12 protein-coding genes are annotated in these 14,445 nt (G+C 43.6%); 5 read left to right on the forward strand and 7 right to left on the reverse strand.

Features of this window, described 5'->3' with window-relative positions; all coding sequences use genetic code 11:
* Positions 1 to 3 precede the first annotated feature (3 nt).
* The 7 genes from ATB78_RS03865 to ATB78_RS03895 all read right to left on the reverse strand — a co-directional run bounded on the left by ATB78_RS03865 (position 4) and on the right by ATB78_RS03895 (position 8,767).
* Positions 4 to 1,071 carry a DegT/DnrJ/EryC1/StrS family aminotransferase gene (locus ATB78_RS03865; RefSeq protein WP_061007844.1) on the reverse strand — a complete coding sequence of 356 codons (1,068 nt, stop codon included), beginning with the start codon at positions 1,069 to 1,071 and terminating at the stop codon, positions 4 to 6.
* Positions 1,072 to 1,079: 8 nt separating this feature from the next.
* A complete protein-coding gene (locus tag ATB78_RS03870; RefSeq protein ID WP_061007845.1) occupies positions 1,080 to 1,661 on the reverse strand; it encodes an acyltransferase in 582 nt (193 codons plus the stop codon).
* Positions 1,662 to 1,707: 46 nt separating this feature from the next.
* Entirely contained in the window at positions 1,708 to 2,982 is a 1,275-nt protein-coding gene (gene tviB, locus ATB78_RS03875; protein ID WP_061007846.1) for a Vi polysaccharide biosynthesis UDP-N-acetylglucosamine C-6 dehydrogenase TviB, read from the reverse strand.
* Positions 2,983 to 2,997: 15 nt separating this feature from the next.
* Complete coding sequence (locus ATB78_RS03880) at positions 2,998 to 4,038, reverse strand: Gfo/Idh/MocA family oxidoreductase (RefSeq protein ID WP_061007847.1); 1,041 nt, start codon at positions 4,036 to 4,038, stop codon at positions 2,998 to 3,000.
* Between the two features lie 153 nt (positions 4,039 to 4,191).
* Positions 4,192 to 5,184, reverse strand: a complete 993-nt coding sequence (locus ATB78_RS03885; RefSeq protein ID WP_061007848.1) for a Wzz/FepE/Etk N-terminal domain-containing protein — start codon at positions 5,182 to 5,184, stop codon at positions 4,192 to 4,194.
* 305 nt (positions 5,185 to 5,489) lie between these two features.
* Entirely contained in the window at positions 5,490 to 8,183 is a 2,694-nt protein-coding gene (locus ATB78_RS03890) for an SLBB domain-containing protein (protein ID WP_061007849.1), read from the reverse strand.
* Positions 8,184 to 8,251: 68 nt separating this feature from the next.
* Positions 8,252 to 8,767: a porin family protein gene (locus ATB78_RS03895; protein WP_061007850.1), complete on the reverse strand. Its 516-nt coding sequence runs from the start codon at positions 8,765 to 8,767 to the stop codon at positions 8,252 to 8,254.
* A 652-nt stretch (positions 8,768 to 9,419) separates the two neighbouring features.
* Between ATB78_RS03895 and ATB78_RS03900 the strand changes: the two genes are divergently transcribed.
* From ATB78_RS03900 to rfaD, 5 genes are all read left to right on the forward strand, one after another.
* Positions 9,420 to 9,641 (forward strand): hypothetical protein, encoded by a 222-nt coding sequence (locus ATB78_RS03900; RefSeq protein ID WP_005535462.1) that lies wholly within the window; start codon positions 9,420 to 9,422, stop codon positions 9,639 to 9,641.
* 69 nt (positions 9,642 to 9,710) lie between these two features.
* A complete protein-coding gene (locus tag ATB78_RS03905) occupies positions 9,711 to 10,385 on the forward strand; it encodes a YjbF family lipoprotein (protein WP_061007851.1) in 675 nt (224 codons plus the stop codon).
* A complete protein-coding gene (locus ATB78_RS03910; protein WP_061007852.1) occupies positions 10,382 to 11,137 on the forward strand; it encodes a capsule biosynthesis GfcC family protein in 756 nt (251 codons plus the stop codon). The genes ATB78_RS03905 and ATB78_RS03910 overlap by 4 nt, the downstream gene beginning before the upstream one ends.
* Before the next feature lie 2 nt (positions 11,138 to 11,139).
* Positions 11,140 to 13,332, forward strand: a complete 2,193-nt coding sequence (locus ATB78_RS03915; RefSeq protein ID WP_061007853.1) for a YjbH domain-containing protein — start codon at positions 11,140 to 11,142, stop codon at positions 13,330 to 13,332.
* A gap of 158 nt (positions 13,333 to 13,490) precedes the next feature.
* Positions 13,491 to 14,432, forward strand: a complete 942-nt coding sequence (gene rfaD / locus ATB78_RS03920; protein WP_061007854.1) for an ADP-glyceromanno-heptose 6-epimerase — start codon at positions 13,491 to 13,493, stop codon at positions 14,430 to 14,432.
* The last annotated feature ends 13 nt before the right edge of the window (positions 14,433 to 14,445 follow it).

Genomic DNA, 14,445 nt, shown 5'->3' on the forward strand with positions numbered 1-14,445 from the left:
TCTCTACTTTAAATAACCATGCATAGGTAAACTAAGAACTTGCTTTGAAAGCATCTCAGCAACTGGAAAACTTCCTTCATTGTACTCTAAATGCGCAAAAGCCGTTTGTTGGTGCATACAAGTGCGGTAGTACACCATGGTTGGAATTCCTTGCTCAGAAAAACCTTGAATTGATGCATCGCGATCCTCACTTCGCACTGTATATTGTGCCCAAGAACTGGTATACCCTTGAGGTAATGTCGGTACAATAAATTGACCCGCGTACTGTGTAGCATATTCACCGGCTAATCGATTGCGAGCATCTAACTCCACTGGAAACTCCGCCAGTTTCTCTAATAGCACCGCTGCTTGAATGGTATCTAGTCGACTGTTTACACCAATACGCACGTTGTCATATTTATCTAAACCTTTACCGTGAATTCTTAGCGAGCGAAGTAACTCAGCATAATCATCATTGTTGGTAAAAATCGCACCGCCATCTCCGTAGCAGCCTAATGGTTTGGCTGGAAAAAAGCTCGTCGTCGCGATGTCACCAAACGCCCCCGCCATTTTGCCATTAAGCGAGCCACCAAAACCTTGAGCAGCATCTTCAATCAACTTTAAGTTGTACTTCTCAGCAATCGCTTCAATCTCAACGTAGTTTGCAGGTAGACCAAACAAATCCACAGACACAATCGCCTTCGGTACTAATTTACCTTCAACAATCACTTGTTGAATGCGCTTTTCTAAATCTACTGGACAAATATTGAATGTGCTTTCTTCTGAATCCACAAATACTGGCGTTGCATTCGCGAAAGCTATCGTCTCGGCTGTGGCAAAGAAAGTAAACGTTGGGCAGAAAACCGCATCACCCTCTTTAATGTCCAATACCATCATCGCCAGTGTTAAAGCATCGGTACCATTGGCGCAAGTAATGGCGTGTTTTACACCAACATACTCGGCTAGTTGTTCCTCAAGCTCGAAAACTTCAGGTCCCATAATATAATGACCATGGTCGAGTACTTTATGGATGCGAGCATCAATCTTAGTTTTTAGATGTTGGTACTGTGCAGCTAAATCAATAAATTGCATTGTTATTTTTACTCTTCAACAACAGTTAATATCGAACCATCAAGCTGATAAACAGTTTGAGTGTGAGGGCAGGTAGTGGTTAAGTGACCTTCTAATGGCAAATCAAGTTGTTCACCATATTGGCTCATCCAGCCGATTTGCTTGGCTGGAACACCCACCATTAGAGCAAAGGGCTTTACATTTTTGTTCACGACAGTACCAGCACCAATGAAGGCGTACTCACCAATCGTAATACCGCACACAACCGTACAGTTCGCACCCAAAGTGGCGCCCTTTTTCACGATAGTGTCACGGTACTGGTCTTTACGTTCAATAAGGGAGCGAGGGTTATAAACATTTGTAAAAACCATGCTAGGTCCACAAAAAACGCCCTCTTCTAAATGAACATTGTCATAAACAGAGACGTTGTTTTGAATTTTACACTGATCACCAATGGTCACCTTATTACCAACAAAGACATTTTGCCCCAGAGAGACACCACGACCAATTTTAGCTCCGGAACACACATGCGCCCAGTGCCATACTCGTGAACCTTCGCCGATGTTAGCACCATCATCTACAATGGCAGTTTCATGCTGAAAGAAGCTCATAGCTACTCCAAATGATTAAAGGGAGCATTCGCCCCCTTATTATGGATTAAAGACGGATGTCTGCTTCGCCGACACTTAAGACATGTTTCACATCGTATAAAACGTGGCTGCCTTTTCCGAAACGGCGTAAAGCCTCTACGCCCATCGCCTTCGTCTCACTATGGTCAACCGCCAGTACGATACCGTCATAATAACCTTCTTTCAGCTCATCAATGAGCTCAATACCATATTCATGGCGAACTTCTTCTTTTGACGCCCAACTATCGTATACATCAACCGACATATTAAAGTCTTGCAGCTCTTTGACGATGTTGATGATTTTTGTGTTACGAACATCAGGACAATCCCCTTTAAAGGTAAAACCTAATATCAGTACTTTTGCTTCATCAATATGGATTTTTTTACTCGCCAGCTTTTTCACTAATTGTGTCGCGACATATTCGCCCATACCATCATTGATACGACGCCCTGCCAAAATAACTTCTGGACGGTACCCCACCTCTTGGGCTTTATGAGTTAGATAGTACGGGTCAACACTAATACAATGCCCACCAACCAAACCAGGCTTAAATGGTAGGAAGTTCCACTTGGTACCAGCCGCTTTCAACACTTCTTCAGTATCAATGTCTAAGCGGTTAAAAATCTTCGCGAACTCATTAATTATGGCAATGTTCAAATCACGCTGAGTGTTTTCAATAACCTTAGCCGCTTCAGCAACTTTGATGGAAGAAGCTTTGTGCGTACCAGCCGTCACAATTGACGCGTACACTGCATCAACAAAATCAGCAACAGCATCTGTAGAACCTGACGTAATTTTCGTGATAGTCGTGAGCCGATTCACTTTATCGCCTGGGTTGATACGCTCAGGGCTGTAGCCAGCAAAAAAGTTTTGGTTAAAAACCAATCCTGACATCTTTTCAATGATAGGAATGCACACTTCTTCTGTCGCCCCTGGATACACTGTTGATTCGAAAACAACAATGTCCCCTTTTTGAATGACTTGAGCCAATGCTTCAGAAGCTTTCTTTAATGGAGTCAAGTCGGGCGTATTTTCTTCTGTGATTGGCGTTGGCACCGTAACCACATAGAAATTACATGCTTGCAAATCTTTCAATTGATGGGTGTATTGTAAAAGAGGTGCGCTTGCCAACTCTTCTGGCGAACACTCTAGAGTAGAATCTTTACCACTCTCAAGCTCTTGAACACGAGCTTTATTGATATCAAAGCCCAACGTTGGGTATTTCTTACCAAACTCAACCGCAAGTGGTAAGCCGACATAACCTAGACCGACGATACCGATATTCAAATTATCTAATTTCATTTGTTATCCAAAGTATTATAAATTCAGTGGCAAACCGATTTCTTTACCGTCACGAGCAGAGCGATAAGTGCTAATAAGCAGCTCTAGTGATTTTAAGCCTTCACGTCCATCGGTTTCTGGCTCCGCTTTACCTCGTAAAACGTCAGCCACATTTTGGAAATAAGGTGGGTGGCCAAAACCGTAAACTGATGTGGTCTGATAGTTCGCGCTGTGAATATCTTTGTCGTAGTCGCGCTCATCTTCAAACGTCCATTCTTGAATATCATTAACCGCAACACCACCGATTCTTACCGTGCCTTTTTCACCAAGAATAGTTATCGAACCTTCAAGGTTTTTCGGATAAGTACACATAGTCACAGCCATAGAGCCCAGCGCACCATTACGCCACTTAATATTCACCACCCCCGTATCTTCAACATCAATGTCGCGGTGGGTCGACGTCATGGCGTGGACTCTCTCTACCGGACCAATTAACCAATGCATTAAATCCACATAGTGTGTAGCTTGATTCATAAAGGCACCGCCATCCATATCCCAAGTACCAGACCAAGCAGCACGGTTGTAATATTCTTGGGGGCGGGTCCAAAAGACGTTGAGATGAACCATATGAATTTGACCAAAGCGCTTTTCGGTCACCGCACGTTTTAGCAATTGAAGTGTCGAGTTACGGCGATTTTGTTTCACAACAAATAGGCGAACACCTTCTTCGTCACAAGCGCGTACCATATCAAGACCATCTTGCCATTTTGTTGCCATTGGTTTTTCCGTCACCACATGCACTTTGGCTTTAGCTGCTTTAATGGTTTGCGAAGCATGCAAGCCACTTGGCGTGCATAACGTTACTAAATCAATTTGTTCAGATGTGAGAAGTTCGTCTAGAGATAGATAGCCCGGAACATTATATTGTTCAACATGTTCTGACAATACTCTAGGATCATTATCACATAACGCTACTAATTCAAATTCCGAGTCTAATTGTTCAATTGAACCAAAATGATTCTTAGATATTCTCCCACAGCCTACGACTGCAATTCTTATCTTTCTGTCCTTTATCATTGCTTATCCAACTCTTATTAAGTCCGCTCGCCTCAGTTGTTTACAGTCTGAGACATTTTTCATTCAAAACGAGACAGACAAAACTCACTATCTCATTGTAAGTAATTGATATCGTCTATCTTGCCAAACCGCCCCAATAGTTTTTTCAACAAACTAGGTTCTAGGTTCTAGCTCCTCTGTATCTTCTTTTCGAAACGCAAAACGTACCAAAACGAATACTACGCCTAGGATTCCACCAAGTAATGTCCCCAATACACAAATCAAGGCGCGCTTAGGGCCATCTTTCAGCTCTGGTACAACCGCTGGATCTACTACCTTGAAAATAAATTCTTCTTGTACTTCTGCCAACATCAAACTTTTGGTTTGCTCTTCAATCAACTTGTAAAACGTGCTTTGCATATCTGCGACTGCCGTTTTCTGTAGTTGAGTATTCAGGTAAGCTAGGTTTTGAGACGTTTCTGCAATCGTGCGCTCGCGCATTACTTTGTTGATGTCTTCAATTAGCCAGTTCACCCATTGCTGAGCTACATATGGTGAGTAATGTTTTACTGAAACGGTGTATAAGCCGCTCTCTTTGTCTTGGCTAATGCTTAAGACTTCTTTGTTGAATACTTGAAAGGCTTCTTGTGCGGTTGGTGTAGCACCTCGTAGGCCTTTTGCCTCACGCAGCCATTCACCCGTGTTTGGGTTATAAATTTCTTCATCTAAGATGAGTTTGTTATTTGCTAAATCCCAATCTTTTGCAGCCATAAGCGGAACAAGTAAGTCATGCTTGCTAATGAATGCTTCAATAAATTGGCGCGATTTCATTACTTGTACAGCTAACTCAGTTTGAGAAGACTCACTTCCCCCAAGGTTAACACCCGCCAAAGCAGCTAATCCGCCAAGCTGACCTGCCATTTTTGACAAACCACCACCATTTGAACTTTCTGTTGGAGCGAGTAACGCATCTGCTTTATAGGTATTTGAAAGACTCAAAGCATAAATAACAGAACTAACAGCAAAGACAAATGTGGTTACGATGATTATCCACTTCCCTTTCCATAGTGCTTTGAAAAGCTCACGCAGATCGATTTCATCGCCACCTTGTTGTGGGTTGGGCGGATATGGTAGGTAGTTTGGATTAGGTTCTTGTTGTGGTTCCATTAGTATTTAATCCTAAGCTCTAAGGTTCTTTATATTGGACTCAGAGATTGGTGAAATTTGAGAGATTATTCTCCGACATTCAAAACACAACCGCGCTGTGACAAGGTTCCTAGTCTCGCTTCGGATCGCTGGAATGACGGGCTACGGCTGAATAATGCCACTATTGGTGTTCAGAGTAGTATTTGCCGTTTTGATTAATAATGTTCATAAAATTGAGCTTATGTAACTTCAATCGTTACATAAGCTCTTACTATTATTGTATTTCTAACCTTGTTTTAAGCTGATTAGAATGACCTTGTCGTTCCTTACTTCAACGCGTTGATCGCTACACCAGTTTGGTAAAGGATCTGCGTTGCAGCTGTCCAAGTGCTTAACGCATCACGGTAGTCAGTATCGATTGGCACAACAATTGTATCGCCCGCTTTTAACTCTTCATGATTGTTACCGAACCAGTAACCAGACGTTGGTTTGTAAACTGAACCGTCTGCGCGTACAACGAATATACGGTCCTCATCTGCCTGCTTCTTCGCACCACCGGCTTTGTTTAGATAGTCATTTACGTCTAGCTTGTTATCTAGCAAGTAAGTGATTGGAACCTGAACTTCGCCCATGATTGAAACCGTATTACGGAAGGTCGGTACGAACAAGAAGTCTCCATCTTCCAACATAAAGTCAGCTGAGCGCTCATCTTTCAAGATGCGATTAAGCTGCACAACCATGCGACCAAGCGCTTTGCTCTTACTTGCTTCTTCTACAAACGCCAAAGTTTTTTCTGGGTCAGAAATAACCGAGCCTAAATTACTGTCTGCACGGAAGGTCTTCTTAGCGGTTTCTGCACGCATATCTGCAGCGTATTGGTTTAATAACTTCTGCTCTTGTAGACGAAGCGCTTCACGGGTGAAGATCGCACCTTGAGGGTGAGCAAATTCCGTCAAGCCACCAGCACGCTCAAGTAACTCGCCTAAGGTCTCCCCTTGACGAACCGTGTACGTGCCAGGGAAACGAACTTCGCCTTGCAGAGTTACTGTGCTTTGTAGTTTAACATTCGGTTTTTCAAGAATATTTAGACGGTCACGACCAACAAGGATTGCGTCATCTGCTCTGCTTCCCTGAATCGCTTTACGTAAGTCAATGCGTTCTACATCGATAGATGCACGTTCATCCTTGCTGCTAATCACAGTACGAGCCAACTCTGCATTAATGGTAAATGCATTGTACGTTAGGCCACCCGCCGCTTCGATTAGTGTAGATACCGACATACGTGGCGTGAGTGGGTAGCGACCAGGGTGTTTGACCTCACCAAATACTTCAGCTATTTGCGGTGCTAAGCCCAAGCGAGATTGCTGCTGGAGCTGCAAAAGTACTGGAGCAAGTAAAGTTCGACGAGTGTTTTGCTTCAACGCATCAAAATCTTCTTTCGTGATTTCTTTGCCACGGAATATGATTTTCGGCTGTTCTGGCTCTTCAGTTGAAGATTGGCCCATAGACATATTGTCTGTTGCTGAAGATATTGCAACAGAAGAGCTCATCACTTCTTGCTCTTTTTGTTGATCCAGTTCGGCTTTAAATTGTGCTTGCTCAAGCGTTTTCGCTTTCGTCACCGTATCTTGATCTGCAAGGGTATCTAAATCTTCATTATTGAAACGGTTAAATACCAGCACTCGGTCACGCGAGTTTAGCTTTAGGTTATCTTTACTGCTTGGAGAAAGAATCGCGTTAGCGAGGTTAACTTGATAAACCTCAATGTCACGCTGTGGATTAATCTCACGGACAACGACAGCATAGTTAACATCTGCAGTAGAGTTAAATGACGTATCTACAGATTGGAACAAATCAGCAATGCGTAGGCCATTCTTCCATTCGATAAAGCCAGGATGGCGTACGTCACCTTCAATCTGCACGTAACGGGTTAGTTCTTCACTCTTCTTCAGTACATTAACGGCGTCGCCATCTTTGACTTTAGTTTGTTGATCGTGTGGCTGACTGAAGTTAAGGGTTAATGCATCGCGAGCACCTTTTGCTGCATAACGTTTGACTTCAATTTGATCACTGTAAGCGTTAGCAGTAAAACCACCTGCCATTTGAATCGCTTGCTTGTAGGTTTCACCTGATTTCACTTCATAGATCGCAGGGCGATTTACCTCACCATCAATAGCGATGGTATTGCCGACAGCACCAATAAAGACCACATCGCCAGGTAACAGTCGAACATCGTTGCGCGCGTCGCCTTTCAGCAATAAGTCATACATATCAAGCTTGCGAATCACCTGACCATTGCGTTTTAACTGCACGTTACGCAATGCACCGCTCTCACCAAAACCACCACTGTAATAAATAGCTTGAGAAATGGTGGTTAGCGCACTGACCGTGTAAGCTCCTGGCTTGTAGGCATCCCCCATAACAAACACTTGCATGGTTCGCATTTCACCTAACGAAATATCGCTGCGCACACCAATCATTTGCTCTTTTACACGTTGGTTTAGTGAATCACGAACGTCAGAAAAGCTCATGCCTGCCACTTGAACTGGACCAAGAGATGGAAAGTTGATGGTACCCGCGCGATTTACTCGCAAACGGTGGGTAGTGTTCTCTTTACCAAAAAGCTGAATAACAATTTCGTCACCAGCGCCGACTGTGTAATCAGCAGGGACAGGTACATCGCTCACTGGGGCAAATGTTGTTGGTGAACCCGCAAACAGATCCAAGCCGAAGCGTTTTAACTCTTCGTCTTCTTTCGCTAAATCCATTTTATCCGTTTGATTGGCATTACTCACCTCTGGGCGAGGATCGATCACTTGAGGGTTTTGATAGTTACTCGGCTGAGAAGAAGAGCCAGAAGGGAGAGAAATGCCGTACTTACTTGCTAGTGCTTGTTGTTGATCAGCAGGTAGGCTTTGGAACATTTGCATTTGTTCCGGGGTTGGAGTTTGCGCATGACTGAATGGCGCAAAAACACTTGCCAATACACAAGCGGCAATCGAGAAATATCCTTTAAGCATGATAATTCGCTATTTAAATCGAGAGTTAAAAAATCCTAGTTACTAAAACTAGGCACTAGGTCTTTTAATTAAAATCGGTGCTGAAAGCCGAGTGTTAGGGCGTTCAGGCGAACTTGGTCTTCTGACGTACTGTCAACAAACTCGAAAACAACCGCATTGTGCTTATCTAGAGCGTAATGCATACCTAAGCCAAAGCTAAAGCCTTGGTCTTTGTTCGAACCTACGTTTTGTTGATCGATCTGGACACTGGAGTAACCCGCCAGTCCGTAAATTGCGAAACGTTCAGAAACCGGCATGTTCAACTTAACAAAACCACTTGCTAAGCTGTCTACTGCAAGTCCGCTTTCGCGCTGTACTGAGGTGCCGTAACGCGCTTCTAATGCGATATAATCGTTAAAGAAATAGCCTGCTTGCGCTTGAAGAAGGAATGGATTGCCTTCGGTTACGGAAGAAATAGAAGAGTGGTGGTATTCGGCATTAGAATAGCTCACTAACGCACCTGCATAAAAATCTGCTGAGGCCGTAAATGAGCACAAGCCTAAGCTGATTGCACTCAACGTCCCTAGCCATGGTCGTTTGTTCATCACGTAAGTGTTCCTTGGGTATTGACTGACCGCTGCACATGAATGACGCACGCAGTGAATGTCTGTTAACTCTTTAGCCTGTTTGCTTGTGCGTTTTCACGCTACCGCCCTGCGGCATTACGCGTAGCCACTGTTCGCTGATTACCGATTTGCTCGGCTTATTGATATAAGTGCTTTTTTCAAGCATCGCTTTTGTGACAAGATAATCAAAAAATCATACTTGAAAAGCACAGCATAAAAGCTGGCAAATTATGCATGGATTAGCGCAAAACGGCAAGGGGGCTCACTCTAAGGTTTGAGAATGGGCATTCTTGTTTTTGAGAGCAATGGCACTCTAGGCATCATTCCTCTATGTGTCACAAAGCGTAACGTTATACTTATCTCAAATGTCAATTCACTACTTACTTCGATATTTACGGGTTAGTGTTAGTTATTGTCGAGGTATCCTTCATTACTCCAAAGGGCTCTAGTTAAAAACACTAAAATCACCTGCAAATAAATTGTCTTTCCAATGAGACGTATTCTTTAGAAGTTGGTAAAATTCCATAGGAAACTATTTACATGCTGATTGTTTTTTAACTAAAATGAGAGATGGTATGTTCTAAACAGACCAAACATCGATGTTTTAAAATCTGAAATACAAGGATTAATAATGAAGAACACAGCTCTAGCTATTCTTATGGCTCTAAGCGCATCAACTGCATTCGCAGCTGAAGAAGCAGGTTCTGCTGGTGCAGCATCTGCATCTGCAACTGGTACAACTGCAGTAGCAGTAGGTGCAGCAGCAGCAGTAACTGTAGTAGCAGTTGCAGCGTCAGACAGCGATTCAACTTCAACGTCTACTTCTACTTCTACTTCTACTTCTACGAACTAATTCGTTTAAGCTGAACTAGATAAATCGCCCTGAACTGTTTCAGGGCGATTTTATTTGTACGAGGGAATAATGAATACCTTTCTATCACAAAAATGGATGCGCTTACTTGTTGTTTTACCTGTATTAAGCCTCACTTTTGGGTGTACTCAGAAATTCAATGATGTCTCGGCGACCGTTCAAGAAGCTTATGGCAACTACATCGATGTTGAACTGACACCAGAAGAAATTGAAGCCGTTCCTTATGCCAGCGCTTATCTAAAAATCGGCAGCCAAAAGCAAGTCTTTGTTGTTCTAGCCTTTGCAGAATCAAACCCACTAACGGGTCAAACCCAACTCAAATGGGTCAGTGCCGATAAAGCGATGGTGGTAACAGAGAATGGCCATATTGTTAAAACCATTGGATTACAAACCACTAACCTAGCCGGTGTCTACGGTGACGTGCCTGCTTACTCAAAATCATCTGCTCAATATGCTCTGTCTTACGATTGGTCTGAGCAATACCGTTACGGCTTTCAAGCTCAGGTAGAGCGATCACGTCAAGGCAAAGAGACGATAACCACTCCTATTTCATCGACAGAAACCAACGTTTATACTGAGCTCGTCACTTTTCCAAGCCTAGAGGAAAGCATAGAGAACACCTACTGGGTAGACAGTAATGGACAAGTGGTGAAAACACGTCAGCACTTGGGACCAAACATGGTGCCAGTTGAATTGACAATTTTGAAAGGGTACAGAAAATCATGAGTAAGCGACTGCTCTCTTTACTAAGCTTAGTGGGTGTTGTCGGTATTACCGCCGTACCTGCTTTAGCCCAGAACCAAAGTTTACCGCCACTACAAGTTGAATTAGTGGGTACTGGAAAAGCCTTACAATTTGAACAGCCAACTCGTTTAGACAACATCCTGAAACTCGCACAAGAGCAGAACCTTGTCTTGCAATATCCTCTTGCGATTAGTTTGTTTGATGATTCAGAACAGGCACAACAAGAAAGTTGGGCTTTAAAAAACGCCGTGTTGAACCAAATGATTCAATACAACCTCGTTGACCATCCATTTTACAAATTTATTCAGCAAAGTCAGTTTGCGCCTCGTGTTCTTTCCGCCGTTGATGTTGATCAAATTCGCTTAGACAAATTTGATAACCCGCTTTTAAAAGGTCAGTTTGCCTTAAGTGCGCCTCAGCGAGCTGAAAAAGTGTTGTATGTGGGCAATGTGGACAAGGTTTATGCGATCAAAAATCTAGCTGGTATCCCCCTACACGAACAGGTCGATAGCCTAAAAAGCAGTGAGGTTGGTGAACTGGCTCAGCCGCCTATTTTAATCTATCCAAATGGTGAGGTTGCTACCCCACATCATGGCAGTTGGTTACCCAAACAATATTATTTACCACCTTTGACCATGGTCTATATCCCATTTGACGATTTTGAACAGTCGCCAATGGATCAAGATATCGTCAAACTGTTATCACAACGTAAGCCAACCTCGTCGAAGAATTAAATATGAACCTGATAAGAACCAGTTTATCGCTTTCTTTAATGGGTCCAGCGTTGGTTTGGGCCCAAGATATGCCTTTTGAGGCGCCGCCACTGCAACCTTCACAGATGGATTTTGGTGGCGTGGGCTTAATGCAAATGCCAACTGGCCGCATGGCACCTGAGGGCGAGTTTAACTTTGCGGTCACTGGCAGCGATGAGTACCTATTTTACAACGTGTCTCTACAAGTGATGCCTTGGCTAGAAACAACGATTCGCTACACCATGGTGAATGATCTTTTCTATAGCAACGACCCGAACTTCTCTGGTGATACCAAATACACCGACAAAGGCATCGATTTTAAAATTCGCATGCTTGAAGAATCTGAATACTTACCAGAGCTTTCTGTTGGTATTCGTGACTTCGCAGGTACTGGCCTGTTTGATGGTGAGTTTGTTGCTGCAACAAAACGCTACTCTAACCCTAACCTTGGTACCTTTGATTTTACCTTAGGTATGGGCTGGGGTTACCTTGGAACGCGTGATAATATCAGTAACCCCGCTTGTAAATTGTCAGACAGTTTCTGTGAACGACCTTCTGATTATAAAGGTCGTGGAGGCAGCGTAGATTTTGAACGTTGGTTTAAAGGACCGGCGGCTCTATTTGGTGGTGTGGAATATCAGACACTTCATGCCCCACTACGCTTCAAGCTTGAATACGACAGTAATGACTATAGTGAAGATTTCCCAGTGGTACGCGGTGGCATAGACATGACGCCCCACACCCCTTGGAACTTCGGCGTGCTTTACCGTTTAGGCCACATGGCGGACTTGCGTGTGAGTTATGAACGAGGTGATACGTTAGTAGCAGGCGTAAGCCTTTACACAAACTTCAATGACATGCCGTCTTTCTGGCGTGATACACCAACGCCAGAAGTTGAAGACAAGCAACCAGAGCAACTGTCTGATGTAGATTGGGAACGAGTCACTGAAGAGCTTGATAAAATCGCTGGCTACCAAAATACGCAGCTTTATGTTGAAGACAACACTGTCTCCGTTGTTGGTGAGCAGAAGAAATATCGCGACCGCAACGAAGCTCATGAAAAAGCAGCTGCAGTTCTTTACAACGAGATGCCAGACAACATTGATACCTTTACTATCAATGAACGAAGCCGTGGTTTGCTCGGCGATCAAACGGTTATCTCTAAAGATAAATACCGTGATTTTGCTGAAGTCAATTACATAGACCCGAACATTGAAGATGCGACGTCTACATCAAGCAACAAGCCTCAGGGCAAACCTGCTTACGATGGATTTGAGCGTTTTGATTGGGGCTTTGCACCAAAACTTGCACAGACTTTGGGTAACCCAGAAGACTTCTACTTGTTCAGTGTTGGCTTAAGTGGCAACGCTTCTTACTGGCTAACGGACAATCTAGAAATCGGCGGTTCGCTGTACTGGGATTGGTACAATAATTACGACAAGTTTAACTACGTAACACCGCCAGATGGCACAAGTGTTCCTCGTGTACGTACTATGTTCCGTGCTTATCAGAATGAACACGCAGTAACTATGTCGAACCTTCAATTGACTTGGTTCCAAGAGTACTCCGATACCATGGACCAGCAATTCTACGCTGGTTACCTAGAAAGCATGTTTGCGGGTGTAGGTACGGAGTTCTTGTACCGTCCAAAAGGTGCAAACTGGGCAATTGGTGCTGATGTTAACTTAGTTTCTCAGCGTGACCCTGAAAGCTACTTTGGTGTTTACGATGAAAAGTGGCAGCATATCCCTGAATACGGCCGTCCATTCCAAGTGGTAGACAAAGGTTTTACTGGCTTCGTTTCTGGTTACTACTACCCTCAATGGGATTTCCTACAAGATTTGATGATTCAAGTCGATGTGGGTCAGTTCCTAGCAGGCGATGTCGGTACGCAAGTGAACGTGTCTAAGCAATTCAAAAGTGGCGTGATCGCTGGTGCGTTTGCATCGATTAGTGACTTGTCTGCAGATGAGTTCGGCGAAGGTAGCTTTACGAAAGGTTTCTACATTTCGATTCCATTCGACATCATGACGGTGAAACCAAGCAACAACCGTGCGAACTTTAGCTGGCAGCCATTGACTCGCGATGGTGGCCAGAAGCTAGGTCGTAAATACAGTTTGATTGAGCTGACGGATGAGCGTAATCCTTGGTACCAACGCCCAAATACGTCAGATTAAAAGTAATCTAACCATTAATAGATTATCTATCTAATACAAAGGAAGCTTCGGCTTCCTTTTTGTTTGTCTAATGACAACGGTTTCCCCCTAGTACTAGCACCTAAAGGCTTAACTCTGCTAAACTTCCTGAGAAAATTTTAATCTATGGTGGAAGTCTTATGATCATCGTAACTGGTGGTGCTGGCATGATCGGCAGTAACATTGTTAAAGCTCTGAACGAAGCAGGTATTAACGATATTCTGGTTGTCGACAACCTAAAAAATGGCAAGAAGTTTAAAAACTTAGTTGATCTTGATATCACAGATTACATGGATCGTGATGACTTCCTTACTCAAATCATGGCAGGTGACGACTTCGGCCCTATCGAGGCCATCTTCCATGAAGGCGCTTGTTCTGCAACAACAGAGTGGGACGGCAAGTACATGATGCTAAACAACTATGAGTACTCAAAAGAGTTGCTTCATTACTGTCTAGATCGTGAGATTCCATTCCTATACGCGTCATCAGCAGCAACATACGGCGAGACAGAAACGTTTGTTGAAGAACGTGAATACGAAGGCGCACTTAATGTATACGGTTACTCAAAACAGCAATTTGATAACTATGTGCGTCGCTTATGGCAAGATGCCCAAGAGCATGGTGAACAGCTTTCTCAAATCACTGGTTTCCGCTACTTCAATGTGTACGGTCCGCGTGAAGATCACAAAGGTAGCATGGCATCGGTAGCCTTCCACCTAAATAACCAAATCAATGCAGGTGAAAACCCTAAATTATTTGCAGGCAGCGAATCATTCAAACGCGACTTCGTTTACGTTGGTGATGTGTGCAAAGTTAACCTTTGGTTCCTAGAAAATGGTGTTTCTGGCATCTTCAACTGCGGTACTGGTCGTGCAGAATCTTTTGAAGAAGTGGCAAAAGCAGTGGTCAAACATCACAACAAAGGGGAAATCCAAACCATTCCATTCCCTGAACACCTAAAGGGCGCTTACCAAGAATTCACTCAAGCTGACCTTACTAAGCTTCGTGCTGCTGGCTGCGATGTAGAATTCAAGACGGTAGCTGAGGGTGTTGCTGAATACCTTGCGCTTCAGAATCGTTAATACTTGTCAAAGG

The sequence above is a fragment of the Vibrio sp. CUB2 genome (genome assembly GCF_001557945.1).
In the GTDB taxonomy this organism is placed as follows: Bacteria; Pseudomonadota; Gammaproteobacteria; order Enterobacterales; family Vibrionaceae; genus Vibrio; species Vibrio owensii.

Bases quoted from the DNA above. Each gene is read 5' to 3' on its own strand.
- ATB78_RS03865 (WP_061007844.1), bottom strand. From the start codon at position 1,071: ATGCAATTTATTGATTTAGCTGCACAGTACCAACATCTAAAAACTAAG.
- ATB78_RS03870 (WP_061007845.1), bottom strand. From the start codon at position 1,661: ATGAGCTTCTTTCAGCATGAAACTGCCATTGTAGATGATGGTGCTAAC.
- tviB (WP_061007846.1), bottom strand. From the start codon at position 2,982: ATGAAATTAGATAATTTGAATATCGGTATCGTCGGTCTAGGTTATGTC.
- ATB78_RS03880 (WP_061007847.1), bottom strand. From the start codon at position 4,038: ATGATAAAGGACAGAAAGATAAGAATTGCAGTCGTAGGCTGTGGGAGA.
- ATB78_RS03885 (WP_061007848.1), bottom strand. From the start codon at position 5,184: ATGGAACCACAACAAGAACCTAATCCAAACTACCTACCATATCCGCCC.
- ATB78_RS03890 (WP_061007849.1), bottom strand. From the start codon at position 8,183: ATGCTTAAAGGATATTTCTCGATTGCCGCTTGTGTATTGGCAAGTGTT.
- ATB78_RS03895 (WP_061007850.1), bottom strand. From the start codon at position 8,767: ATGAACAAACGACCATGGCTAGGGACGTTGAGTGCAATCAGCTTAGGC.
- ATB78_RS03900 (WP_005535462.1), top strand. From the start codon at position 9,420: ATGAAGAACACAGCTCTAGCTATTCTTATGGCTCTAAGCGCATCAACT.
- ATB78_RS03905 (WP_061007851.1), top strand. From the start codon at position 9,711: ATGAATACCTTTCTATCACAAAAATGGATGCGCTTACTTGTTGTTTTA.
- ATB78_RS03910 (WP_061007852.1), top strand. From the start codon at position 10,382: ATGAGTAAGCGACTGCTCTCTTTACTAAGCTTAGTGGGTGTTGTCGGT.
- ATB78_RS03915 (WP_061007853.1), top strand. From the start codon at position 11,140: ATGAACCTGATAAGAACCAGTTTATCGCTTTCTTTAATGGGTCCAGCG.
- rfaD (WP_061007854.1), top strand. From the start codon at position 13,491: ATGATCATCGTAACTGGTGGTGCTGGCATGATCGGCAGTAACATTGTT.